The organism is Micromonospora krabiensis (assembly GCF_900091425.1).
GTDB classification, from domain to species: domain Bacteria; phylum Actinomycetota; class Actinomycetes; order Mycobacteriales; family Micromonosporaceae; genus Micromonospora; species Micromonospora krabiensis.
This window is the reverse complement of sequence record NZ_LT598496.1, coordinates 1,942,069-1,963,508: the sequence shown is the minus strand read 5'-3', so window position 1 is coordinate 1,963,508 and position 21,440 is coordinate 1,942,069. Positions and strand designations below refer to the sequence as shown.

Annotated in this window: 16 protein-coding genes; 13 read left to right on the top strand and 3 right to left on the bottom strand. The window is 74.1% G+C overall.

All coding sequences use genetic code 11. The features are described from left to right. Positions 1–2 precede the first annotated feature (2 nt). Together GA0070620_RS08775 and GA0070620_RS08770 are read left to right on the top strand one after the other, a co-directional pair. The gene (locus GA0070620_RS08775) at positions 3–455 is read left to right on the top strand and encodes an SUKH-3 domain-containing protein (RefSeq protein ID WP_091589398.1); all 453 of its coding nucleotides are present in this window, start codon (positions 3–5) and stop codon (positions 453–455) included. Between the two features lie 291 nt (positions 456–746). Further along, positions 747–2,999 carry a hypothetical protein gene (locus GA0070620_RS08770; RefSeq protein ID WP_157741567.1) on the top strand — a complete coding sequence of 751 codons (2,253 nt, stop codon included), beginning with the start codon at positions 747–749 and terminating at the stop codon, positions 2,997–2,999. Between the two features lie 128 nt (positions 3,000–3,127). Here the strand turns inward: GA0070620_RS08770 and GA0070620_RS08765 are convergent, their stop codons facing one another. Then, positions 3,128–5,434, bottom strand: a complete 2,307-nt coding sequence (locus GA0070620_RS08765; RefSeq protein WP_091589396.1) for a family 43 glycosylhydrolase — start codon at positions 5,432–5,434, stop codon at positions 3,128–3,130. 151 nt (positions 5,435–5,585) lie between these two features. Between GA0070620_RS08765 and GA0070620_RS08760 the strand changes: the two genes are divergently transcribed. The 5 genes from GA0070620_RS08760 (at position 5,586) to GA0070620_RS08740 (ending at position 11,236) form a co-directional block, all read left to right on the top strand. Further along, positions 5,586–6,332 carry an ArsR/SmtB family transcription factor gene (locus tag GA0070620_RS08760; protein WP_091589395.1) on the top strand — a complete coding sequence of 249 codons (747 nt, stop codon included), beginning with the start codon at positions 5,586–5,588 and terminating at the stop codon, positions 6,330–6,332. A 320-nt stretch (positions 6,333–6,652) separates the two neighbouring features. Next, a complete protein-coding gene (locus GA0070620_RS08755; protein WP_231922295.1) occupies positions 6,653–7,681 on the top strand; it encodes a cytochrome P450 in 1,029 nt (342 codons plus the stop codon). Next, positions 7,678–8,490: an isocitrate lyase/PEP mutase family protein gene (locus GA0070620_RS08750; protein ID WP_091589394.1), complete on the top strand. Its 813-nt coding sequence runs from the start codon at positions 7,678–7,680 to the stop codon at positions 8,488–8,490. Before GA0070620_RS08755 ends, GA0070620_RS08750 begins: the two co-directional genes overlap by 4 nt. Before the next feature lie 165 nt (positions 8,491–8,655). Continuing rightward, positions 8,656–9,621: a hypothetical protein gene (locus tag GA0070620_RS08745; RefSeq protein ID WP_091589393.1), complete on the top strand. Its 966-nt coding sequence runs from the start codon at positions 8,656–8,658 to the stop codon at positions 9,619–9,621. Between the two features lie 4 nt (positions 9,622–9,625). After that, the gene (locus tag GA0070620_RS08740; protein WP_091589392.1) at positions 9,626–11,236 is read left to right on the top strand and encodes an asparagine synthetase B family protein; all 1,611 of its coding nucleotides are present in this window, start codon (positions 9,626–9,628) and stop codon (positions 11,234–11,236) included. Positions 11,237–11,288: 52 nt separating this feature from the next. On the opposite strand, the gene GA0070620_RS08735 is transcribed toward GA0070620_RS08740, so the two are convergent. Further along, positions 11,289–12,509, bottom strand: coding sequence for an ArsB/NhaD family transporter (locus GA0070620_RS08735; protein ID WP_231922294.1), 1,221 nt, complete (start codon positions 12,507–12,509; stop codon positions 11,289–11,291). 151 nt (positions 12,510–12,660) lie between these two features. Here GA0070620_RS08735 and GA0070620_RS08730 point away from each other — a divergent pair, with 151 nt between their 5' ends. Continuing rightward, positions 12,661–13,662, top strand: coding sequence for a linear amide C-N hydrolase (locus GA0070620_RS08730; protein ID WP_091589390.1), 1,002 nt, complete (start codon positions 12,661–12,663; stop codon positions 13,660–13,662). Positions 13,663–13,732: 70 nt separating this feature from the next. Here the strand turns inward: GA0070620_RS08730 and GA0070620_RS08725 are convergent, their stop codons facing one another. Next, positions 13,733–15,181: an LVIVD repeat-containing protein gene (locus GA0070620_RS08725; RefSeq protein ID WP_091589389.1), complete on the bottom strand. Its 1,449-nt coding sequence runs from the start codon at positions 15,179–15,181 to the stop codon at positions 13,733–13,735. A 138-nt stretch (positions 15,182–15,319) separates the two neighbouring features. On the opposite strand from GA0070620_RS08725, the gene GA0070620_RS08720 reads away from it, so the two are divergent. The 5 genes from GA0070620_RS08720 to GA0070620_RS08700 all read left to right on the top strand — a co-directional run bounded on the left by GA0070620_RS08720 (position 15,320) and on the right by GA0070620_RS08700 (position 21,394). Next, positions 15,320–16,015, top strand: a complete 696-nt coding sequence (locus tag GA0070620_RS08720; RefSeq protein WP_091589388.1) for a DUF305 domain-containing protein — start codon at positions 15,320–15,322, stop codon at positions 16,013–16,015. Positions 16,016–16,062: 47 nt separating this feature from the next. After that, entirely contained in the window at positions 16,063–17,301 is a 1,239-nt protein-coding gene (locus tag GA0070620_RS08715; RefSeq protein WP_091589387.1) for a sensor histidine kinase, read from the top strand. Next, positions 17,298–17,963, top strand: a complete 666-nt coding sequence (locus GA0070620_RS08710) for a response regulator (protein ID WP_091589386.1) — start codon at positions 17,298–17,300, stop codon at positions 17,961–17,963. The genes GA0070620_RS08715 and GA0070620_RS08710 overlap by 4 nt, the downstream gene beginning before the upstream one ends. 147 nt (positions 17,964–18,110) lie before the next feature. Beyond that, positions 18,111–18,911, top strand: a complete 801-nt coding sequence (locus tag GA0070620_RS08705; RefSeq protein ID WP_091589385.1) for an ABC transporter ATP-binding protein — start codon at positions 18,111–18,113, stop codon at positions 18,909–18,911. A 5-nt stretch (positions 18,912–18,916) separates the two neighbouring features. Further along, the gene (locus tag GA0070620_RS08700; RefSeq protein WP_091589384.1) at positions 18,917–21,394 is read left to right on the top strand and encodes an ABC transporter permease; all 2,478 of its coding nucleotides are present in this window, start codon (positions 18,917–18,919) and stop codon (positions 21,392–21,394) included. Positions 21,395–21,440 lie beyond the last annotated feature (46 nt).

Below are 21,440 nucleotides of genomic sequence, written 5' to 3'. Positions count from 1 at the left end.
AAATGCCTCCGCTCTCCCCTCGATTGGAGCTACTTCTCCGGCGGGCCGGCTGGTTCCCCGGGCGTCAGGTTGACATCGCACCATGGAAGGAGTCGCTGGGCGACTTCGCCTGGCACGCCGCAGCCGAGGAGTTCCTGCGGGAGTTCGGTGGTGTTCGCGTGGAGGTCAACGGACCCGGAGCCGCGGTCGCACAAGAATCATTCGAAATCGACCCGGGACTTGCGGTCGGGGAGGAGAAAAGATTTGCCGAGCTTTCCGTCCGCTACGGTCTGTCGTTCTTTCCGCTCGGAGAGGTGGGGCAGGGCGAATTCTTCCTGGCGATCGACCAGGACGGCGTTCTCTATTACCTATCGGTTGCCGTTTTCAGGCTTGGGCTTCGAGAGTTGGGATTGGATCATCTCGTCGGGGGAATCGCGGCGGAACGAATCAGCCCGCCATCCGGGGACGCCACGTAGCCGCGGGCTCGTTTGGATTGCTTGCGTTCGCCATGCGTAGTCGAGCGTGGACCCACTCAGGCCTTTGGCTGTGAGGACATGTGGGTGTTGACCGTCGTTCCTCGCGAAAGACGGAGCGCGTCTCCATGTGCGATAGGGGTTTTAAAGCATCGGCTTGTCGGACTAATCGGTCGCGCCACGGCTATCCATTGTTTGGTTAGGAGAGATAGGAATATGCCGCTATCAGTGTCGGCTGAGCGTAAGAAATTCTCCTCGCTCCTGTTGTTTGTGGTTCTGCTTGCTCTCGCGTGGGTGCCGGGTCATGCGGCGTACGCGGACGTGTCTGGTAAGAAGGGGGACTTCGTACCCCTCAACGCGGTCCTGCTGGACACCCGCTCCGGAACCGGCGGGGTCACCGGCACCCGGGGGCCCAACACGACCGTGTCCGTCCAGGCGCTCGGCGTGGGCGGTATCCCGGCCACCGGCGTTGACGCCCTCCTGGTCGATGTGACCGCCATCAGCCCGACGGCCAACACCTTCCTGAGGGTCTACCCGGACGGAACGCCGAAGCCTGAGGCGTCCGCCCTCAACGCCTCGACCGGACAGACGATCTCCAACTCCGCCGTGGTGAAGGTCGGTGAAAACGGCAAGATCGCGGTCTACAACGCGGGCGGTAACACCCACGTCAAGCTGGACGTGCAGGGCTATTTCAAGTCCTCCTACGACGGGGTCAACGGCTCGGGCTTCGTGCCCGTCAACCACACCCGGTTGGTTGACACCCGTACCGGGCAGGGCACCTCGACCGGCACCATCGCCAACGGTGGCACCCGGACGGTCACGCTGACCGGCGGCGTCGTCCCGGCGGGTGCGAAGGCCGCCATGGTCGACCTGATCGTCACCGGCGCGACCGGCACCGGGTACGTGATGCTGGCCCCGGCGAACGAGCCGAGCGCGGCGAACGCCATCGACTACGTCGTGGGCACGACATCCATGGGAACGAGCGTCAAACTGCCGGCCGACGGCAAGGTGGTCATCACCAACCGGGGCCCCGCCGCCCACGTCGCGATCAGCGTGCAGGGCTACTTCACCGCCGGCCCCACCACGGGAGCGGGACTGCGTCCCGTCTTGACCGACGTCCTGCTGGACACCCGGGCTAACGGCGGCTCCCCGCTGCCGGCGTTCGCCACGGTCGACGTTGCCATCGGCGGCACCAACGGCCTGCCGACCCGTGGCATCGCCGGCGCGGTCCTCAACGTGACCGCGGTGAGCCCGTCCGCGAGCGGCTTCTTCACCGTGTCACCGCTCGACGGCACCGAGAACGGGGCGTCGACGGACAACTTCGCCCCCGGTCAGGTGGCTCGGTCGAGTCTCGTCGTCAGCAAGGTCGGTACCGAGGGCAAGGTCCGGATCAAGAACAGCAGCTCGGGTACCGTCCATCTCCTGGTGGACCTCCAGGCATGGTTCGCCGACCGGCTCGACCCGCTGCCGCCCCAGGCGTACGCACCGGTGTCCGCATTCCAGGGCACGGCCACCGACACGCAGTTCGCCACCCTCCAGTACGCGTACACCGACAACCTGGGCCGGCTGCGGATCGGCCACCAGAGCAACGTGGACGACATGAGCAGTGTCAAGTGGACCGTGATCTCCGGCATGGAGGCACTCACGGGGCGTACCTCGCTCAACCAGCTCAGCACCGGTGCCGTCCAGGTGACGGCGCAGCACAACAGCAGCAACATCTGGACGAGCTCCCAGACCGCCGCCGGCGCGGAGTCCTGGAATCCGTTGTCGGACCTGGGCGGCTCGATGGCCGGCGCACCGGTCGCGGTGACGCTCTCCACCGGCCTCAGCGTGATCTTCGCGGTCGACGCGGACGGTCGACTCTGGCACTACCGGCAGACCGCTACCGACGCCGCGTGGAGGAGCCTGGGCGTGGCCGGTCTCGCCGGCCCGCTCACCGCGGTGCCGGTCGACGGCGGCTACCGGTTGGTCGCGACGAGCACCTCCGGCACGGTGAAGACCGCCCTGTACGCGACCGACGGCGGCCTGACCCCGTGGACCGACCTGGGTGGCAACGTGACCGGCAGCCCGGCGGCCATCACCTTCCCGGGCCACGCGACCGCCGTCTTCGCGCGCGCTGCCGACGGCTCGATCCTGACGAAGCGGCAGAACTCGGCCGGTGCCTGGCCGGGCACCTGGGCTACCGTCGGCACACTCACCAACGCCGCCGGCTCGCCCGCGGCCATCCTCGACCCCGTGCTCGGGCGGGCCGCCGTGGTCGTGCGGGGCACCGACAGCGAGCTGTACCGGGTCTTCGAGACGGCTCAGGGCTCCCAGACCTGGGGCACCTGGCAGTTGGTCCGGGCACCCGGCGACCCGACCCCGACGGTGCTGGCCGCCAGCGATCCCACCGTCATCCCGGTCAGCGGCGCTGTTGAGACCGACTGGATGGTCGTCTTCCGCAACATGAACGACGCGGTGATGGTGTCCGCGGTGGACTCCCAGTCGGCTGGGTCGGTCGCGACCGACACCTTCAAGGCGCACGTCCTGCCTGCACCGAAGGACTGACTCGTCCCCGGCCACAACCGCGCGGCCCCCGCCACCGCAAGGTGGCGGGGGCCGCGTGACTTCGACGCGGGCTTGACGGCCACAGCCCCGTCGCCAGAACTGTCGGTGACGGTGTACCCGGCCCTCGTCTAACGGAAGAAGCGCAGGTAATCGAACTCGGCGGTGACCGCGGGCTGGGCGCCGCCGTGCGCGACCAGGCCGATGCGTGGAGTCGTGCCGGCGGGGAAGGTCCACACGCCGCCCCAGGTCCAGCTCACGCCGTCGCGGCTGGACCCGGCCCGGAACTCGTGCTCGCCGGTCGCCCGGTCCACGTGGTGCGCCAGCCGCAGCCACGTCGTGCGGGCCGGGGTGCCGACGATGGTGCCGCCGTACACCGGCTGGCCGGCGAAGGGCAGCTCGTAGCCGTACTCCACCTGCCGGGTGTTCCAGATCGCCACCTGGGCCAGCCGGGCGAACCGGTCGTCGTCGACGTACGCGACCAGGCCCGCCTGCTGGTAGTTGCGGACCGACTCTTCGCCGAGGTCCAGGGTCACCTTCGTCTCTACCACGTAGTCCCCGGTCGGGGCGTCACGCAGCAGCACCCCAGCGGTGTTGCCGGTGCCGGTGAGGTCGGCGTCCTGCACGGGCCAGCGCAGCGCACCACCCGCCACGGTCGCCGCCGGGTCGGGGCGCACCCAGCTCCACGCCGGGTCGAGGCCGCCGGTGAACTCGTCGGACCAGGCCCGCAGCGGCGCGCCGACGCCGGGCTCGGGAACGGCGTTGCGCGCCGGCCGGTACAGCCGGACCGCGCTGACGTTGTCGAACTCGGCGGTGCCGCCGGTCGCGCCCAGCGTGAGCCGGCCGGTCACCGGCCGGTCCAGCCGCAGCGTCACCACGGCCCGCTGGTCGCCCAGCCGCGCCGGGCTCAGCTCGGCGACGAGCTGGCGCCCGCGTACCTCGACGGCCAGGTTGTGCCGGTCGGCGGCGGTGAAGCCGGCGGGCAGCGGGACGCTGGTCGTACGGCCGCCGTCGCGGGCGACCAGCCGCCCGGCCGCACCGTCGACGCGGACCTCGACCCGGTCGGCGAAGGTCAGGCCGGCGCCGGTCGCGCCGGTGAGCCGCAGGTCGGTCTCCGCCCGCACGTCGCCGCCGACGGTCGTACGACTGGTGAGCGCGCCGGTGCCGGTGAGCCGGCCGCCGGTGGTCCGCCAGTCGCCGGTGACCCGTCGCCAGCCGGCCAGGCCGGCGTCGAAGCGCTCGTCCAGGGCGCCGGTGGTGACCGGCGCCGGCCGGGTGCCCGCCGAGGGGCCGGCGCCGGCGTTGACGGTGGGCCAGCCGTCGATCCAGTCCAGACGGTCCAGCAGCATCGGGCGCTCGTTGATGCCGAACGGCTCGTCGAGGTAGGGGTCGGCCCGGTCAATGGCGTGGTAGACGATCCAGTCCTGCCCGGACAGGTCGGTGAGGAAGCCGTTGTGCCCGGTGCCGATCCAGCGGTTGCCGTTCTGCGTGAGCACCGGCGTGCCACCGGCCCGGGACGCGGACAGCGCGATCCCGTCCCGGTCCAGGAACGGCCCACGCGGGCTGGTCGCCCGGCCCACCTGGACGGAGTAGCCGGTGGCCGGGCCGGCGCAGCAGTTCGCGGTGGAGGCGAAGAGGTAGTAGGAGCCGTCGTGGCGCAGCACGTAGCTGCCCTCGAACTTGTTGTCGATCGCGACCAGGGTGGGGGTGCCGATCGCCCGCAGGCCGTCGGGGGAGAGTTCGGTGACGGAGATGCCGCCGTAGTAGCTGCCGTAGTAGAGGTAGTTGGTCCCGTCGACGTCGGTGAACTGGCTCGGGTCGATCGTCCACAGGAAGCCGCCGCCCCCGCCCGGGCGCGGCGCGACGACCGGCTGGTCGGCGAAGGTCCACGGGCCGGTCGGGGTGGGCGCGGTGGCCGCGCCGATCGCGTAGTCGCTGCCCTCCGGCGAGACGGTGGTGTCGGTGACCGTCACGTACATGACGTAGCGGTCGCCGATCCGGCGCACGTCCGGTGCCCAGAAAGCCGCGCCGGGCGCCGCGTACGCCGGGCGCTGGTCGGCGCCGAACGCGTCCCCGACGTACGTCCAGTCGACCAGGTCGGCCGAGCGCGCGGTGGGCACCCGGTGGAACTGCTTCTCACCCTCGCGCAGGGGGTCGGTGGTGCCGTACGCGTACCAGTAGCCGTCGTCACCGCGGACGATCATCGGGTCGGCGAAGGTGTCGCCGAACGGGGCGGAGACCGGGTTGCCGTAATGGGCGCCCGTGCCGCGTGCGGCGGTGCCGGCCGGGCCGGTGTCGGCCGGGCTGGCGCTGGCGTTGGTCGGGCTGGCGCTGGCGCTGGCGCTGGCGCTGGCGCTGGCGCTGGCGGCGGGGGCCGCGGCCGTCAGCAGCAGACCGAGTGCGGCGGCGAGCGCGCCGCCGTGGCGGAGATGTCCCATCAGACCTGCCTCGGGTGGGGTTGCCGTGGGTGGTGTGGCGTTTCCCGTCCGTTTCTACAAGGTTGAATACAACGTTGTAAAGGGGCGTCGTGAGCGGTGCCCGCCGCCGCCGTCGGCGGGGGCCGAACCGTCGCCGTGCCAGCATGGGCGGATGCACCCGACGACCGCCGACGCGCCGGCCCTCGCCCAGCTCGCCGCCCTGCTGGCCGACACCACCCGGGCCCGGATCTGCCTCGCCCTGCTCGACGGGCGGGCCTGGACCGCGGGGGAGCTGGCCCGCGCCGCGGGCGTCGCGGCGTCCACCGCGAGCGACCACCTCAGCCGGCTGGTCGACGGCGGTCTGCTGGCGCAGGAACGGCAGGGGCGGCACCGCTACCTGCGGCTGGCCGACCCGTCCGTGGCCCAGCTGATCGAGGACCTGGCCGGTCGGGCGCCCGCCGAGCCCGGGCCGGCCCGGTCGTTGCGCGCCGCGCGGGCCAGCGCCGCCCTGGCGTACGCCCGGACCTGCTACGACCACCTCGCTGGCCGGCTCGGCGTGCTGGTCCACGACGCCCTGCTCGACCGGGGTCTGCTGGATCGGGCCGGTGGGCTCACCCTCACCCCGGCGGGGCTGGACTGGTGCGCCGACCTCGGTCTGCCGCTCGCGACGCTGCGTCCCACCCGCCGGCCGCTGCTGCGCGACTGTCTCGACTGGACGGAGCGCCGCCCGCACCTCTCCGGCGCGCTCGCCGCTGCCCTCTGCGGTCGCCTGCTCGACCTCGGCTGGCTGGCCCGGGGCGACGGCCGCATCGTCCGGCTCACCCCGGCCGGCGCGCCGGAGCTGGCCGCCGCGCTCGGCGTCCCTGCGGCCACCCTGGCGCCGCCCGCGACCGGGAGCGCCGGCGGTGGGCGGGCCTGACCCGCCCACCGCCCCGTCGGGCGTCCACGCGGCGTGGCCCGCCGCGCGTTCGCGCGGCCCGCTCCGCCGGGCGTCCGCGTTACCTGGTCCGGCGGGCGTTCGCGCGGCCCGGTCCGGCGGGCGTCTGTGCGGCCCGGTCCGGCGGGCGTCCGCGCGGCCCGGCTTTGATCGACTCGCTTTCCCGGACGTCGGGGTGTCCCGGTCGGTCGGATACCGCGACATCAGGGATGCCGAGTCGATCACGCGGTCGTCGCCGCGGAGGCGGCCCGCCGGGCGACGTTTCGGCGGGGACCGTAGCGATCCGCGCCTAGCGTCGGCGCGTGACCCTGACCTGGCCCGTCCTCGCCCCCGCCCCCGACACGCCACCGTCCGGCCCACCCCGCCCGCACCCCGACACCGGTTACACCCTCACCCGCTTCGCCGACGTGCGCGCCGCGCTCGCGGCGCCGTCCTGCCGGGTTCCCGTCGCCGAGCCCGGGCCGCCCGGCACGCTGGCCGGGCTGCGCGGCGCGGTCAGCCGGTTCAGTGCCCCGGCGCAGCACCCGTCCCGACGGGCGGTGGGCGTCGCGGCGCTGGCCGCGCTCGACCCGGACGCCCTGCGCGGGCACGCCGCACGGCTCACCGTCGCCACCCTGGACGCCGCCGACGATCGCGTGGACGTGGTGGGCGCGCTCGCCCGGCGCGTACCGGTGCGGGTGCTGGCCGAGCGACTCGGCTTCGCGGACCCGGACGCCGTCGTGCCGGCGGTGGCCGCCGTCGCCGCCGCGTACCACCCGGGGGCCGAGCCGGCGGCGGTCCGGCCGGCGGACCGGGCGGTCGCCGCCCTGACGGCGCTGGCCCCGCCGGAGCCGTTCGAGATGGTGGCCAACCGCATCGGATTGCTGGTCCAGGCGTGCGACGCGACGGCCGGGCTGATCTGCGCCGGTGCCCGGCACCTGCTGCCCCCGTCCGCGCCGTCCGTCGGCGCGGGGGACTCGGCCGAACTGCTCGCCGAGGTGCTCCGGCTGGATCCGCCGGTCCGGGGCACCCGGCGGATCACCACGGACGCCGTCCGGCTCGGCGGCGTCGACCTGCCGGCCGGTACGCCGCTGCTGCTGCGGTTCGACGCGGCCAACCGGGATCCGGCGGTCTTCGCGGAGCCGGACGTGTTCCGGCCCGGCCGGACGGTGCCGGCGCTGACCTTCGGGGCCGGGCCGCGCGGCTGCCCCGGCCAGCGGCACGCCCTGGCGCTGGCGGCCGGGGTGCTGGACGTGCTCCGCGACCGGTGTCGGTGCGCCTCGGGGCCGGTGCGGTACGAACCGCACCCGCTGCTGCGGGTGCCGACCCGGCTCGAGGTGGTGCCGCGATGAGCGACCCGTACGCCGCGTTCCGCGTCCTGCACCACGGCGACCGGCCGTTGCTGCTGCCGAACGCCTGGGACCACGCCTCGGCGGCCGCCCTCGCCGCCCGGGGTTACCCGGCGATCGGCACCACCAGCCTCGGCGTGGCCGCCGCGGCGGGCCTGCCCGACGGCGGCGCGGCCACCCGTTCGGAGACGCTGGAGCTGGCCCGGCGGCTGCGCGGGCTGCCGGCGCTGCTGACCGTGGACGTCGAGGCGGGCTTCAGCGACGACCCGGCCGAGGTTGCCGCCCTCGCCACCGAGTTGGCGGGGCTCGGGGTCGTCGGCATCAACCTGGAGGACGGGCGGGCCGACGGGACCCTCGCCTCGACCACGTCGGCGGCCGCCAAGGTGGCGGCGGTCAAGGACGCCGTGCCCCGGCTGTTCGTCAACGCCCGCACCGACGCCTGGTGGCTGGGCGTGGCCGATCCGCTGCCGCAGGCGCTGGAGCGGGCCGCGGCCTACCGGGCCGCCGGGGCGGACGGGTTCTTCGCGCCCGGCGTCCCCGACGCCGACACCGTCGGCGTCCTCGTCCGGGAGGTGGAGGCGCCGCTGAACGTGCTCCACCGGCCCGGTGGTCCCACCGTCGCCGAGCTGGCCCGTATCGGGGTCGCCCGGATCAGCACCGGGTCCCTGCTGTTCCGCGCCGCGCTCGGCGCGGCGCTGGCCACGATGGACGACCTGCGGGTCGCCGGGGGCGCCGCGTCCGCCGTCCGCGCCGGTGGCGGGGACGAACCGCCGTCGTACGCGGAGGTGCAGCGGCTCAGCGCTCCCCACTGACCGGTTCCTCCCCGACGGGACGAGCCTGCCGCATCCCGGTGGCGCTCGCCCGGACGTCGCCAATCGAGGTGGTTAGGCGGATTGTTCGGCCCCCTCCCGATCCGGGCGATTACGGTGTGTGCAGGTCGTGAGGACTGCACGTCATGATGGGAGAGGGGACCGATCATGCGAGTGCCCAGCCGAAGCCCCGGACGCCGGCCCGGTTCCCCCGTCACTCCGACCGCGCCGGCCCGGCGCCTGCCCACCACGCCGGCCGGTCGGCCCCGGGCGGCCGGGCCGGACCTCGCCGCCTACCGTGCCGCCGTCGCCGACCTGCTGGTCGAGGTGGGTGCCCTGGCCGACGTGCCGAGCACCGCCGCCCGGCAGGTGCTGATCGACGAGCGGCTGCGTGAGCCGGCCCTCGCGGCCGTGCTCGACGCCACCCCGCAGGGTTTCGTCGGCGCCCGCGAGACCCTGCTTCTGGAGATGGCCCGCTACCAGCCCAACGAGCGCAGCGCGGCCCGCGACCTGACCGCGCTCGTCCGGATCTACCTGCTCTCCCGCATCGACGTCATGTGGTGGCGGGACGCGTCGCCGTTCCTCACCGACGCGCAGGTCGAGGGGAGCGCCGACCTGGTCGACCTGGAGTGGCTGCGTCGCCGGGACCTGCTGCGGTTCCGCTACCGGCAGCAGCCGGCCAGCCTCGTCGGCCGGGGACTGCAGGCGGCCCGCCGGCGGCTGCGGCCCGACGCCAGCCCGCGTACGGCCGGGCTCTTCGCCCGCCGCGCCCGCCGCGAGGTGGTGGCGCTCCTCAACGACCTCGGTCGCGAGTTCGCCGCGACGGCCCCGCCCGGCACCCCGCCGCTCTGGGTGACCAGCCTGACCCGCAGCGCCGAACACCAGTACCGCCTGCGGCGCCTCGGCTACTCGGCGATGCTGCCCAGCGGGCACTGCCTCGGCTACGCCGCCGACGTGGAGATGGCCTGGTTCGAGCGCTTCGGCGCCCGCGAGGCCCTCGCCGAGCTGCTGCTCGTCCGTCAGGAGGCGGGCGAGGTCAACGTCGTCGACGAGGGGCAGGCCTGGCACCTGTGCGTCTCCCCGAGTGCCCGCCGCCGGCTGCGCCGGGCCTACGAGGCCGAGATGGGGATGTGACGGTATGTGTGGCATCGCCGTCAGCGTCGGCCCCGAGGCGGACCCGGCCGTCTTCCGCCGGATGCTCGCCGTTCTCGCGCCGCGCGGGGAGGTCACCGAGGTCCGCTACGAGACCGGCCTGCTCGTCGGCACCCGCCGGCTGCGCGTGGTCGACCGGGACCGCGCAGTGCAGCCGTGGACGTCGGCCGACGAGCGGTGGCTGCTCTGCTACAACGGCGAAGTTTTCAACCACCGCGAGCTGCGCGCCGAACTGCTCCGGCACGGCCACACCTTCCGCACCGACGGGGACACCGAGGTGGTGCTGGCCGCGTTCGAACGCTGGGGTGAGGACGCGGTCGGCCGGCTGCGCGGCGAGTACGCGTTCGTCGTGGTCGAGCGGGCCACCGGCCGCGTCTACCTGGCCCGCGACCCGCTCGGGGTGAAGCCGCTCTACTGGACCCGCAAGCCGGGCTGCCTGCACCTCGCCTCCGAGGTGAAGGCGCTGGTCGGATATGGGGCGCCGATCGGCGAGGTGCCACCCGGGCACCACGGCTGGGCGGACGCCGACGGTCACCTCCGGCTACGCCCGCACGTGGACCTGCTCGCCCTCGGCGACGGGCCGCCCCCGATCGACGACCCGGACGAGGCCGCCCTGCTCGTCCGTGCGGCGGTGCGGGACAGCATCCGGGCCCGGGTCGACACCGACCTCACCGTGGGGGTGGTGCTCTCCGGCGGGCTGGACAGCTCGATCGTCCTGCGGCACGTCCGGGAGACGCACCCGGACTGCGTGGCGGTGACCGTCGGCGTGCCGGACAGCCCGGACGTCGCGTACGCCCGGCGGCTCGCGGCCGACCTGGGCGTGCCGCACGAGGTGGTCGAGCTGCGCCCGCGTGACATCCGGCTCGCCGACATCCGCGAGGCGATCCGGCTCTCCGAGCTCACCGAGTACGGCGACATCATCAACGCGGTGGTCTCCGTACCGCTGTTCCGCCGGCTGCGGCAGCTGGGCGTGAAGGTGGCGCTCACCGGCGACGGGTCGGACGAGCTGTTCGGCGGCTACCCCATGTACCACGAGGTGGGGCCGGCGGCCTCCCGGCGGCTGTTCCTGCACAAGATCAGCAACCTGGGCCGGACCGAGCTGCAACGCGTCGACCGCACCAGCATGGGACACGGCGTGGAGACCCGTGTCCCCTTCCTCGACCTGAGCGTGGTCGAGCTGGCCATGCGCCTGGCGCTGTCGCTGAAGATGCGCGACGGGCAGGAGAAATGGATCCTCCGCCGGGCGTTCGCCGACGTGCTGCCCGACTACGTGCGCCGCCGGCCGAAGAACCCCATGTCGTACTCGTCCGGCCTGCACGAGCGGGCCCGACTCTACAAGCCGTTCTTCGCCCGCCTGCACCGCTCGTTCGGTTACCACCTGCTCGACCCCGTACGCCGGGACTTCGACACGGTGCTGACCCGGTGCGGCAACGACCTGGACCGGGCGATCGCCCAGGGCCAGGCCCGGCCGGACTACACCGTGCTGGAGCACGCCCGGGACCTGGTGGGCGCGGCCAAGTGGAACGCCGCGCCGATGGTCCGCCGGCTGGTCGGCCCGCGCCGCACGCGCGGCGACGAGGCCCCACTGCCCGGCTGATCCACGCACCCCTGGCGGCGGCGCCGGTCGGACGGCCGCCGATCCGGGCCGGTCAGGTGGTGAGGGCCAGCGCGCCGACCGCGGCGGCGGTCGCGGTGGCCGCGAGCAGGCCACCGGTCAGCAGGAACCGGCGTACCGGCACGGCGACCCCGGCGCTGCGGCACCGCTCGAACCACAGCAGGGTCGCCAGCGACGCCCACGGCACGGCCAGCGGGCCGGCGTTCGTGCCGATCAGCAGCGCCAGCAGGCGCGGCGCGGCGTCGGGCGGCAGGACCGACTCGCCCGCGAGGTACGCGGGCAGGTTGTTCACCGCGTTGGCGAGCAGCGCACCGGTGCCGCCCGCCCGCAGCAGTCCGGCCGTCCCGTCGCCGTGGCCGAGGAGTGCGGCGACCAGGTGGTCCAGGCCCCACCGGCCGAGGGTCTGCACCACGAGGAAGAGGCCGGTGACGAAGACCAGCAACCGCCAGGGCACCAGGTGCAGGCCCAGGGTGCGGGGGGAGCGGACGGCGAAGCCGGCCAGCACCAGGGCGGCGGCCACGCTCGACACGATCCCGATCTCCACCTCGGCCAGCACCCCGCCGACGAAGACCAGGCAGGCGGCGAGGGCGGTCCGGTACAGCACCGGGTCGGCGGGCCGCTGCCGGGGCGGTGGCGAGAAGCGCCCACCCGGCGGCCGGTAGCGGCGCCACCATCCGAACCAGAGCACCAAACCGGTGACCACGAGCGCGGCGAGCTGCGGCAGCCACATCCGGGCGGCGAAGGCCAGTGGGTCGAGGCCGAGGCGGTCGGCGGCGAGCAGGTTCGTCAGGTTGGACACCGGCAGCAGCAGGCTGGCCGTGTTGGCCAGCCAGACGGTCGTCACGGCCAGCGGGGCCGGGGCGACGCCGAGGTTGCCGGCCAGGGCCAGCACGACCGGGGTGAGCAGCACCGCCGTGGTGTCCAGGTTCAGCGTGACGGTGGTCACCGCCGCGAAGCCCATGCAGAGCAGGAAGAGCCGTACCCAACTGCCCCGGGCGGCGATGGCCAGGCGGGTGCCGAGCAGGTCGAAGACCCCGGCGACCGCGGTCAGCTCCGCCAGCACCACCACCGTGCCGAGAAACAGCAGCAGCGGCAGGATCCGGTGCAGGGTCGCGCCGGCGTCGGCGCGGGGCAGCAGCCCACCCAGCACGCAGCCGACCCCGACCAGGGCGAGGACGACGGCCACCACGTCCAGCGGGTGGGGGCGGCGCCGACGGCCGGTCGGGGTGGGGCGTGCCGGGGCGGCGAGGGTCACGGCGGACGATCCTCGCACGTCACAGGGGTGTGGCGCCCGCAACGGCCGGCGACTGTGACCCGGCCGACCGGACGGTTCCGGTGGCCGGACGGAGTCGACCGGTCGCGGCGGGTGGACAAGCGCACCGGCGCCCGCATAGCGTCCCATGGATATGCGGAGGACTCTGCCGGCCGCCACCGTGGCCCTGTTGCTCGCCCTGACCGCCTGCTCGCCGTCCCGCTCGACCCCACCCGGGGCGCAGGGCGGCCCCACCGGCACGCCGACCGCCTCCCGGCAGGACGCGGCGCAGGTCGACGAGACCCTGGGCAGCCTGCGCCGGGTCGACGACCTGCCGCTCTACGAGATGACCTACGTGGGGCGCTACGACGCCACCACGGGCACGGACGCCAGCCCGGCGACGCCGTTCGGGTGTTCGTTGTTCGTCGCCGCCGGCGATCGGAGCCGGCCGCTGTTCGCCCGCAACTTCGACTGGGACGCCAACCCGGCGATGGTGCTGCGCACCGACCCGCCCGACGGCTACGCGTCGATCTCGCTGGTCGACCTGTCGTACCTCGGGGTCGGCGCCGACCCGGCGGGGGACCGGCGGCTGCTCAACGCGCCGCTGCTGCCCTTCGACGGGATGAACGAGCGTGGCCTGGCGGTGGGCCTCGCCGCCGACGACGGGGCCCGCGCCGACCGTGACCCGGGCAAGCCCACCGTCGGTTCGGTGCGGATCCTGCGTCTCGTGCTCGACCGGGCGGCGACCGTGGACCAGGCGGTGGCCGTCTTCGCCGCGCACAACCTCGACTTCGACGGTGGCCCGCCGCTGCACTACCTGGTGGGCGACGCGACCGGCGCGTCCGCCGTGGTGGAGTTCGTCGACGGCGAGATGCGGGTCGAGCGGGGGCGGGGTGCCTGGCAGGCGCTGACCAACGTGCCGGTGGCGGGGATCCCGGAGGAGCGGCGCCGCGAGGACCGCCGGTACGGGCTGATCGCCCGCGCCATGACCGAGTCCGGCGGGGTGGCCGACGCCGCCGCCGCGCACCGGGTCCTCACCGCCGTCCGGCAGGCGCACACCCGCTGGTCGGTGACGTACGGGCTGCGCAGCGGCGAGGTGACCCTGGTGACCGCGATGGGTGGGGGCGAGCGGCGCTACCGCCTGCCGATGAGCTGACCCGGCCCCGTACGACACGAGCGGGCCCGGCCCCCGTGGGGGGCCGGGCCCGTGGTGCCGTTGCTCGTGCCTACCGGCCCGGGTAGTGACCCTGGGTCTGCACGTTGAGGTCCTTGAACCGGACCAGCTCCGCCGTCCAGGTGCGCCAGTCCGTCAGCTTCAGGACGTCCAGGCCCTTGACCATGTCGTTGGAGTAGATGTGGCCGTTGTAGTAGTACGCGGACCACGTGCCACCGCCGACGAACTGGTCGGCCGAGAGCGGGCCGCGCTCCCAGAAGGCGATCTCCTTCGGGTTGGCCGAGTCGGTGAAGTCCCAGACCGAGATGCCGCCCTGGTACCACGCCTGGACCATGATGTCCCGCCCGAGCACCGGGATCAGCGAGCCGTTGTGGGCCACGCAGTTCTCGGTGTCGGCGTTGACGCGCGGGATCTTGTAGTAGCTCTTGAACACCATCGTCCGGCGGTCACCGCGACCGGTGATGTCGTAGATGGCGTCCGCGCCCCGGTCCGGTCCGATGGCCTCGTTGCAGGTGGCCGCGCCGCCGCCGCCCAGCTCGTCGGTGAAGATCACCTTGGTGCCGGCGTTGTTGAACGTGGCCGAGTGCCAGAACGCGAAGTTCACCGTGTCCCGGACCCGGTTGATCACCCGCGGCGCCTCACGGTTGCGGATGTCCATCAGGATGCCGTCACCCATGCAGGCACCGGCGGCCAGGTCCTTGCTCGGGTAGACGGTGATGTCGTGGCACCCCGTCGTCGCCGAGCCGGTCTCGCTGCCCGGGAAGCCACCGTCCGGGAAGAGGTTCGGCGTGGCCACCACGGCCGCGTCGGTCGGCTTCTTCAGCGGGACCTTGATGATGGAGATGGAGTCGTGCGGCGGCTGGCAGTCCGGGAACTCGGCCCGCGGGCTGTACGACGAGACGTACAGGTAGACGTTCTTGCGGTCCTTGCCGGGCACCAGCGTGTGGGTGTGCGAGCCGCAGGCGGTCTCCACCGACTTGATGTAGCGCGGGTTGGCCTTGTTGGAGATGTCGAAGATCTTCATCCCCTCCCACGACTCCTTGACGTTCGCCCCCTGCGCGGTGCTGTTGCAGGAGTCGTCGCTGCGGGACGAGTCGGTGGAGAGGAAGAGCAGGTTGCCCTCGACGGAGATGTCGTTCTGCGACCCCGGGCAGAACACCCGGGAGACGACCGTGGGCGCGCTGGGTCGCGAGATGTCGTAGATGACGAAGCCGTTGTAGTTGCCGGCGAACGCGTACTTGCCCTGGAAGGCGATGTCGCTGTTCGTCGCGTCCAGCGGCGCCACCTTCGGCACGTTCGCGATCTGGCGCAGGTTGGGGCTGCTGACGATCTCGTCAACGCCGGGGATGGTGTTCGTCGTGCTCGTGGTCGACGGCGCCGACTGCGGCGCGGTCTGCGCGCTGCTGGGCGGCGCCGCCACGATGCTGGCGACGAGGAGGCCGGCCGCGGCGAGGCTCACGACGCGGAGCTGCCGTAACCGTGGCATGGGGGGTCTGATCATCGGCGAGGCCCTTCGCAAGGGAGTGACGACTCTCGACACCTTACCGTTCGACCATCGTCATTGTTGTGATCGGCCTCACATCGATGTGTGTTCCTGAATCGATAGCATCGCGGTGACCTCGACCTCAGGGAGTGGCCCATGACCAGCCGGCGCGTCCGGACCCTGGCGATCGTCACACTGGCGGTCGTCCTGCCGCTCGGGGTCGTGGCGGTGGTCCGCGCCGGCGACGACGGCGGCGGGACGGCCCGCCCGGTCGCCGCGCCCACCGCCTCCGCCACGGCCAGCCCGGTGCCGACCGACGCCACGGTCATCATGCCCGGCCGGCCCGGCGAGTCGGCCACCAGCCGCGCCGCCGGGGAGATCACCGACACCGGCGCAGTGCCGCACAACTACATGGACGTCTGGTTCGTGCGGATGATGATCCCGCACCACGCCCAGGCGTTGCAGATGGCCGAGCTGGCGCCCGACCGGGCTGCCGATCCGGACATCCGCGCGATCGCCGCCCGCATCCGCGCCAGCCAGGGCCCCGAGATGGGCTTCATGCGCGGCTGGCTCCAGAACCGCAACCTGCCGGCCGAGGTCGAGGGGCACGACCACGGCACCATGCGTGGCATGCAGACGCCGGAGGCGCTGGCGCGGCTCGCGGCGGCCCGCGGGGCCGACTTCGACCGGCTCTTCGTCCAGATGATGACCGCGCACCACCAGGGCGCGATCGAGCTGGCCACCGACCTGCTCACCGTCGGCGCCGACCAGACGCTCAACGAGTTCGCCAACTCGGTGGCCACCGAGCAGACCGTGGAGATCGGCCGGATGCACGAACTCCTCGCCCGCTGACCCCGCCGCGCGCGGCGACCCGGTGCGCCCTCCGGCACGTACGCTGGGTGACCGTGAACCGCACCCTCTTCGGGCGTCCCCTGCGTGGCGTCGGGTTCGACGTCCTCGTCTCGGGCATGGTCGTCTTCTTCGGCGTCGTCGGCGCGGTCGCCCAGCCGGGCGGCTGGCTGGCGACCCTGGTCGGGGTCGGTATGGCGGTGGCGCTGCTGTTCCGCCGGTCCCACCCCGCGGCCGTCGCTGCGGTCGTCGGGGCGCTCGCGCTGAGCCAGGTGATCGCCGGCTGGGGCCCCCTCGCCTTCGACGTCGGGGTGCTCGTCGCCGTCTACAGCGTCGTCAAGTACGCCGACCGGCTCCGCGACGGCGTCCTCGCCGGGCTCGCCGCCGCCGTCGGCGTGGTGCTCGCCGCGCTCCAGGTGGACGGTGCCGGCCCGTGGTGGGGCAGTGCCATCTATTTCGGGCTGGTCACCGGCGCGGTCTGGCTCGTCGGGCTGAACGTGCGTACCCGGCGGCTCTACGTGCTCAGCCTGGAGGACCGGGCCGCCACCCTGGAACGGGAGCGGGAGGCCGAGGCCCGTGCCGCCGTCGCGGGCGAGCGCACCCGGATCGCCCGGGAGCTGCACGACGTGGTGGCGCACAGCATGGCCGTCATGATCGTCCAGGCCGACGGTGCCCGGTTCATGCTCGACCGTGACCCGGAGACCGCCCGCCAGGCCGTGAAGGTCGTCGCCGACACCGGCCGTCAGGCGCTGGAGGAGATGCGCCGCCTGGTCGGCGTCCTGCGGGAGACGACCCCGCCGGAGCCGGCGACCGAGCCCGGGGACGCCACCGGCGGGACCGCCGTGAGCGGCGACCCGGAGCACCGCCGGCTGGCGCTGACCGAGCTGCCGACCCTGCTCGACCGCTTCCGGGCCGCCGGCCTGAACGTCCGGCACGCGGTCACCGGAACGCCGCCGGCGCTGCCGCCCGGCCTGGAGCTGACCGTCTACCGGGTCGTCCAGGAGGCGCTGACCAACGCGCTCAAGCACGCCGGCGTGGGCGCCGACGTCGAGCTGACCCTCGAACACACCGCCGACGCGGTGGTCGTCCGGGTGGTCGACGACGGGCACGGCCGCCCGGTGGTCCGGCCCGCCCCGTCCGGGGGCCACGGCCTGGTGGGCATGCGCGAGCGGGTCGGCGTGTACGACGGCACCCTCACCGCCGGCCCCCGGCTCGCCGGGGGATGGCAGGTCGAGGTGCGGCTGCCGCTACCGTCGACGGCCGGAGCGACGGAGGTGATCGCGGCGTGAGCGTACGGGTGGTGATCGTTGACGACCAGGCGCTGGTGCGCGCCGGGTTCCGGATGGTGCTGGACTCCCAGCCGGACCTGGAGGTGGTCGGCGAGGCGATCGACGGCGCGGACGCGCTGCGGGTGCTCGCCCGCGTCGAGGCCGACGTCGTCGTGATGGACATCCGGATGCCGACCATGGACGGGGTGGAGGCCACCCGCCGGCTCTGCGCCGACCGGCCCGCCGGGCCGCCCCGGGTGCTGGTGCTCACCACGTTCGACACCGAGGCGGACGCGTTCGCCGCGCTCCAGGCCGGGGCGAGCGGCTTCCTGCTCAAGAACGTGCCACCCGAGGACCTGCTCGCCGCGATCCGCGTGGTCGCCCAGGGCGACTCGGTGGTGGCCCCGTCCATCACCCGGCGGCTGCTCGACCGGTTCGCCGGCCAGTTCGGCCCCGGCCCCGGCGAGGACCCCCGGCTGGGCCAGCTCACCGACCGGGAGCGGGAGATCCTCCTGCTGGTGGCGCAGGGCCTCTCCAACGCGGAGATCGCCGCGCGGGTCCACGTCGCGGAGGCCACGGTGAAGACCCACGTGGGGCGGATCCTGGCCAAGCTCCAGCTCCGCGACCGGGTGCAGGCGGTGGTGCTGGCGTACGAGAGCGGGCTCGTCGTCCCCGGCGGCTGAGGCGCGTACGACCTGAGGCGTACGGGTTCGCCCGGTCCGGGGCGACCCGGGACGTACGCGGATCGAGCGTGCAGGTGGAGATCGACAGGGCGTTGCCGGCCATAGCGTCGGAGAGGTCAGATCGTCCCTCTCCACGGGGAGCGCCACGTGCCCGTTCCACCACCCGCCCGCGCCACCGACGGCGTCGCGGTCGCCGCCCGCGGCCTCAGCAAGCGCTACGGCGACGGCCCGTCCGCCGTCGTCGCTCTTGACGGCGTCGACCTGGACTTCGCCGCCGGCCGGTTCACCGCCATCATGGGCCCCTCCGGCTCCGGCAAGTCCACGCTGCTGCACTGCCTCGCCGGCCTCGACCGGCTCAGCGCCGGCACGGTCCGGATCGGTGACGCCGACCTCGGCCGGCTCGACGACCGGCGCCTCACGCTGCTGCGCCGGGACCGGGTCGGCTTCGTGTTCCAGAAGTTCAACCTGTTGCCGGCCCTGACGGCGGAGGAGAACATCGTGCTGCCGCTGGCGATCGCCGGGCGGCGGCCCGACCCCGGGTGGCTGCGCCAGGTGGTGGCCGCGGTGGGCCTCACCGACCGGCTGCGGCACCGGCCGGCTGAGCTCTCCGGCGGCCAGCAGCAGCGAGTGGCGGTCGCCCGCGCGCTCGTCACCCGACCCTGGGTGGTCTTCGCCGACGAGCCGACCGGCAACCTCGACTCCCGCTCCGGCGCCGAGGTGCTGCGGCTGCTCCGGGAGGCCGTGAACACCCTCGACCAGACCGTGATCATGGTGACGCACGACCCGGTGGCCGCCGGGCACGCCGACCGCGTGGTCCTGCTCGCCGACGGCCGCTTCGTCCGTGACCTCACCGCGCCGACCACCGAGCGGGTGCTCGACGCGCTCGCCGGCCTGGACCTCGTGGCGGCCGGTGGCCGCGACCGGGCCGGCACGGCCCCGGGGCGGTGACCGGAATGCTGCGCCTGACCCTGCGGTCGCTGCGGGCCGAGGCGACGCGGATGCTGCTCTCGTCGCTCGCCATCGTGTTCGGCGTCGCGTTCGTCGCCGGAACGCTGATCTTCGTCGACGGCATGCGCGCCGGTGCGTACGAGCGGGCCGGCACCTTCGACCGGCACACCGACCTGGGCGTCTACGCCGACAAGGAGCCGCTCGCCGCCGCGCTCGTCGACCGGGTGCGGGCCGTCGACGGGGTGGCCGCCGCCGACGGGGAGCTGACCGCGACCGCGGGGGTCGTCGGCAGCGACGGCCGCCCGGTGCTCGGGTTCGCCGTCCTCGCCGCGATCCCCACCGACCCGGCCCTGCGCTCGTACGACGTGGTCGCCGGCCGACTGCCGGACCGGCCCGGAGAGGTGGTCCTCGACGCGCCCACGGCCGCCGAGGAGGGCTTCACCCTGGGCACGGCCGTCCGGGTCGGCGGCGGCGACGGACCCGCCCGCCCATACACCCTGGTCGGCACCGTCGACGTCGCCGGCACGACCCGGGACGTGGGCGGACCGTTCATCGGCCTGGTCGGCCCGGACGCGCTCACGGTCAGCGGGATGACCGGCTACGGCCGGATCCTCGTCGCCGCCCGCCCCGGCGTCGACCGGGACGCGCTGGCCGACCGGCTGTCCACCGTCGCGGGATCCTCCTCGACGGTGAAGACCCGCCAGCAGATCCTGGACGACGCGGTCGAGGACGCGGTGCGCGACCTGCGGCAGTTCAGCACGGTACTGCTCACCTTCGCCGCGGTCGCCGTGGTGGTGGCCGGGTTCGTCATCGCCAACACGTTCGCGATCGTGCTCGCCCAACGCACCCGCCGGACGGCGCTGCTGCGGCTGGTCGGCGCGACCCGAGGACAGGTGTTCCGGGCCGCGCTGGTGGAGTCGGCGCTGGTCGGGCTGGCCGCGTCCGCCGCCGGTGTGGTCCTCGGTGCGGCCCTGGCCGGCGGCCTGGGGACGCTGCTGTCCCGGTGGGACGTCGCGGTCCACGGCGGACTCACCGTCACCGCGTCGACCGTGCTGCTGGCGCTCGCCCTGGGCACGCTGCTCACCGTCGCGTCGGCGCTGCTGCCGGCCTGGCGCGGCACCCGGATCCCGCCGGTCGCCGCGCTGACCGACGCCGCCGTGCAGCCGGCCCGCCGCGCCGGGCGGGCCCGGCTGGCGGTGGGGGCGGTGGTGCTCGTCGCGGGGATCGCGGCGCTGGTCGGCGCCGCGGCCGCGGCCCAGGTGGCGCTGGTCGCCCTCGGCGGTGTCCTGACCTTCTTCGGCATCGTGCTGTTCGGCCCGGTGCTCGTCCCCGCCCTCGTCCGAGCCCTCGGCTGGCCGGTCCGCCGGGTGGTCGGGGCGGTCGCCGGCCTGGCGGTCGCCAACGCGATGCGCAACCCGCGGCGGGTGGCCGCCACCACCACCGCCCTGGTCATCGGCATCGGCCTGGTGTCGGCGTTCGTGGTCGGCGCCCGCAGCACCAAGGACGGCATCGAACGCACCGTGGACGCCCAGGTCGGCGCCGACTTCGTCGTCACCGGCATCGGCGGCGACCTGCCCGCGCCACTCTCCGGAGAGCTGCGCGCCCGAACCGAGCTGGGCCTCGTGCACGAGCAGCGGGAGGCGGTGAGCGCGGGCATCGACATCCGGGCCGCCGACCCGACGCTGGTGCGCCGGTCCGGACCCACGGTGCGCGCCGGCGACCTGGCGCGGTTCGGACCGGGCAGCGTGCTGGTACACCGGGAACTGGCCGAGGCGCGTGGCTGGACGGCGGGGTCCCCGGTGACCGTCAGCGGCCGGACGTTCCGGGTCGCGGCCGTGGTCGGCGGCGACAACCCGACGTCCACCGGCGGCCCGGTGCCCGCCGGCCACGTGGTCGAGCTGGTGGACGAGGACTTCACCGCCCTCTTCCCGAACGAGCGCGGCTACCTCGCCGAGGTCGAGCCGGCCGCCGGAGTCGACCCGGCGACGGCCCGCGCCGCGATCGAGACGGTCGTCGCCCGCTACCCCACGGTGAACCTGCTCGACCAGGCCGCGTACAAGAAGATGCTCACCGGGACGGTGGACCTGCTGCTCGCGTTCGTCACCGCGCTGCTCGGGCTGGCGGTGGTGATCGCCCTGGTCGGCGTCGCCAACACGCTGAGCCTGTCCGTCGTGGAGCGCACCCGGGAGAACGCCGTGCTGCGCGCGGTCGGGCTGACCCGCGGCCGGATGCGGATGATGCTCGCCGTCGAGGCGGTACTGATGGCCCTGGTCGGGGCCCTCCTCGGCGTCGGTCTCGGCACCGGCGTCAGCGCGTCCGCGATGGCCCTGCTGGCCCGCGCCGGCGACTTCCACGTCGTGCTGCCGCTCGGACAGCTCGGGCTGATCCTCGCCGTCGCCGTGGTGGCCGCGCTGCTCGCCTCGGTGCTGCCGGCGCGGCGGGCGCTGGCCCGACCGGTGGTGGAGGCGCTCGGCGACCAGTGATCGCACCGGGCCCTCCGGACACGACAGCGCGGCGCCCCCGCCCGGT

What these genes read in the sequence shown, in the direction of transcription:
- GA0070620_RS08775 (WP_091589398.1), top strand. Translation starts at nt 3, where the DNA reads ATGCCTCCGCTCTCCCCTCGATTGGAGCTACTTCTCCGGCGGGCCGGC.
- GA0070620_RS08765 (WP_091589396.1), bottom strand. Translation starts at nt 5,434, where the DNA reads ATGGGACATCTCCGCCACGGCGGCGCGCTCGCCGCCGCACTCGGTCTG.
- GA0070620_RS08760 (WP_091589395.1), top strand. Translation starts at nt 5,586, where the DNA reads ATGCACCCGACGACCGCCGACGCGCCGGCCCTCGCCCAGCTCGCCGCC.
- GA0070620_RS08750 (WP_091589394.1), top strand. Translation starts at nt 7,678, where the DNA reads ATGAGCGACCCGTACGCCGCGTTCCGCGTCCTGCACCACGGCGACCGG.
- GA0070620_RS08745 (WP_091589393.1), top strand. Translation starts at nt 8,656, where the DNA reads ATGCGAGTGCCCAGCCGAAGCCCCGGACGCCGGCCCGGTTCCCCCGTC.
- GA0070620_RS08740 (WP_091589392.1), top strand. Translation starts at nt 9,626, where the DNA reads ATGTGTGGCATCGCCGTCAGCGTCGGCCCCGAGGCGGACCCGGCCGTC.
- GA0070620_RS08730 (WP_091589390.1), top strand. Translation starts at nt 12,661, where the DNA reads ATGCGGAGGACTCTGCCGGCCGCCACCGTGGCCCTGTTGCTCGCCCTG.
- GA0070620_RS08725 (WP_091589389.1), bottom strand. Translation starts at nt 15,181, where the DNA reads ATGATCAGACCCCCCATGCCACGGTTACGGCAGCTCCGCGTCGTGAGC.
- GA0070620_RS08720 (WP_091589388.1), top strand. Translation starts at nt 15,320, where the DNA reads ATGACCAGCCGGCGCGTCCGGACCCTGGCGATCGTCACACTGGCGGTC.
- GA0070620_RS08700 (WP_091589384.1), top strand. Translation starts at nt 18,917, where the DNA reads ATGCTGCGCCTGACCCTGCGGTCGCTGCGGGCCGAGGCGACGCGGATG.